Source organism: Pseudomonas sp. SWRI179 (assembly GCF_014268705.1).
Taxonomy (GTDB): Bacteria; Pseudomonadota; Gammaproteobacteria; order Pseudomonadales; family Pseudomonadaceae; genus Aquipseudomonas; species Aquipseudomonas zanjanensis.
The window spans coordinates 1-2,728 of record NZ_JABWRA010000113.1 but is presented as its reverse complement, the minus strand read 5'-3'; the positions used below and the strand labels follow the sequence as shown (position 1 = coordinate 2,728).

The window sequence follows — 2,728 nt, the reverse complement described above, 5'->3', positions numbered from 1 at the left end:
TCTGGCCGCTGTTCAGCGGCGCGCGGCTGGTGATGGCCCGTCCGGGCGGGCATCGCGACCCGGCGTACCTGCGCGAAGTGATCCAGGCCCAGGGCATCACCACGCTGCACTTCGTGCCGTCGATGCTCGATGTGTTCCTGGCCCATGGCGAAGCGGGCCAGTGCGAAGGCTTGGTGCGGGTGATATGCAGCGGCGAGGCGTTGCCGGGGCATCTGGTGCGGCGCTTCAAGGCGCAGCTGCCGCACGTTGGCCTGTACAACCTGTACGGCCCGACCGAAGCGGCGGTGGATGTGACGGCGTGGGACTGCACGGGGGCAGACACCCCGGACAGCACGCCCATCGGCAAGCCGATTGCCAACACGCGGATCTACCTGCTCGATGCCCATCGACAACCGGCGCCCCTGGGCGTGGCCGGGGAGATTTACATCGGTGGCGTGCAGGTGGCGCGGGGTTACCTGAACCGTCCGGAATTGACCGTCGAGCGTTTCCTGGGGGATCCGTTCAGCACCGCGACGAATGCCCGGATGTACCGTACCGGTGACCTGGGTCGTTACCTGGCGGACGGCAATATCGAGTATTTGGGTCGCAACGATGACCAGGTGAAGATCCGGGGTTTTCGCATCGAACTGGGCGAGATCGAAGGGCGGCTGGCGCAGCATGAGGCGGTGAAGGAAGCCGTGGTGCTGGCCCGTGAAGATGTACCGGGGGAAAAACGCCTGGTCGCCTATTTCACCCATCATGCGCCAGAAGCTTTCGCCGACATCGAAGTTCTGCGGGCTCATCTACTGGAGCAACTGCCGGAATACATGGTGCCAACCGCCTACATCCGGCTCGACGCACTGCCGCTGACCCCCAACGGCAAACTCGACCGCAAGGCGCTGCCGGCACCGGATCATTCGGCAGTGATTGTTCGTGAATACGAGGCGCCACAAGGCGAAGTGGAAGCCAGTATTGCCCGGATCTGGGAAGACCTGCTCCAGCTCGAACAGGTCGGTCGCCACGACAACTTCTTCGAACTGGGCGGTCACTCGTTATTGGCCGTGAAAATGATCGAACGCCTGCGCCAGGTCGAGCTGAGCGTCGATGTGCGGGTCTTGTTCGGCCAGCCGACGTTGGCCGCGTTGGCCGCCGCCGTCGGGGGTTATCGGGAAGTTGTCGTACCGGCCAACGGGATCCCGGCCGGTTGCACACGCATCACACCGGACATGCTGCCGCTGGCCGATCTGTCCCAGGCGGAGATCGAGCAGGTCGTCGCGGCGGTGCCGGGCGGCGTCAGTAACGTCCAAGACATTTATGCCTTGGCACCGCTGCAGGAAGGCATCCTCTATCACCATCTGGCTGCCGCCGAAGGCGACCCCTATCTGCAACAGGTGATATTCGGTTTCGACCAGTTCACGCGCCTGGAAGATTTCGCCCATGCGCTGCAAGCCGTCATTAACCGCCACGATATCCTGCGCACCGCCGTGCTCTGGGAAGGCCTTCCCGAACCCATGCAGGTGGTCTGGCGAGACGCGCCGCTGAGTGTCGAGTCGGTTGCGCTGGATCCGAGCCAGGGTGACATCGCCACGCAGTTGCACCAGCGTTTCGACCCGCGGTTCTATCGCCTGGACATTCGCCAGGCGCCAATGATGCGGCTCGTCCATGCGCAAGACCTGGCGAACCAACGTTGGGTGGGCATGCTGTTGTTTCACCACCTGGTGGACGACGTCACGTCACTGGCGGTGCTGTCGGCGGAAATCGAGGCGCACATGCTCGGTCAGGCGCAGCGGCTGTCGGCGTCGGTGCCGTACCGCAACTTCGTGGCCCAGGCTCGCTTGGGTGTGAGCCGTGAGGCGCACGAAACCTTTTTCCGCGAAATGCTCGGTGACATCGACGAGCCGACGCTGCCGTTCGATTTGCAGGATGTGCAAGGCGATGGTAGCGGCCTCGAAGAGGTGCGCCAGGACGTCGCGGCCGACCTCAGTCGGCGGCTGCGGGCCCAGGCACGTCTGCTTGGGGTGAGCGCGGCGAGTTTGTACCACCTGGTTTGGGCGCAAGTGCTGGGCAAGATATCGGGCAAGGACGATGTGGTGTTCGGTACGGTGCTGGTGGGGCGGATGCAGGGCGGCGAGGGGGCCGACCGGGCGCTGGGGATGTTCATCAATACCCTGCCGTTGCGGGTCAGTGTCGGGCAAACCGGGGTTCGTGCGGGGGTGAAAGCAACCCATGCTCGCCTGACCGCGTTACTGGGCCATGAACACGCCGCATTGGCGCTGGCGCAACGCTGCAGCGGTGTGCAGGCGCCGACGCCGTTGTTCAGTGCCTTGCTCAACTATCGCCACACCGGCACCACAGTGTCGAGCGAGACCTTGTCGGCTTGGAACGGTATCCAGATTCTCGGTGGCGAGGAGCGGACCAATTACCCGCTGATGTTGTCGGTGGATGACCAGGGCGAAGGGTTCAGCTTTACCGTCATGACCCCGGCACGCATTGGTGCGCAACGGCTTTGTAATTATGTGCAACACACGCTGGAGAACCTGGTCGGCATGCTTGAGCAGCAGCCGGACCTGCTTTTGCAGCACCTGTCGATCCTGCCGGATTCGGAGCGCGAGCAACTGCTGGTGACATTTAACGCCACCGAGGCCGACTATCCGCGGCAGCAGACGATCCATGGGTTGTTCGAAGCGCAGGTCCAGCGTACGCCGGATGCCGTGGCGGTGGTTCGTGGCGAGCGGCGCCTGACTTATCG

1 protein-coding gene is annotated in these 2,728 nt (G+C 63.7%); it reads left to right on the top strand.

Annotation, left to right across the window (positions count from 1 at the left end):
* A partial coding sequence (locus HU767_RS28430) for a condensation domain-containing protein (RefSeq protein WP_238349542.1) occupies positions 1-2,728 on the top strand: 2,728 nt, incomplete at both ends.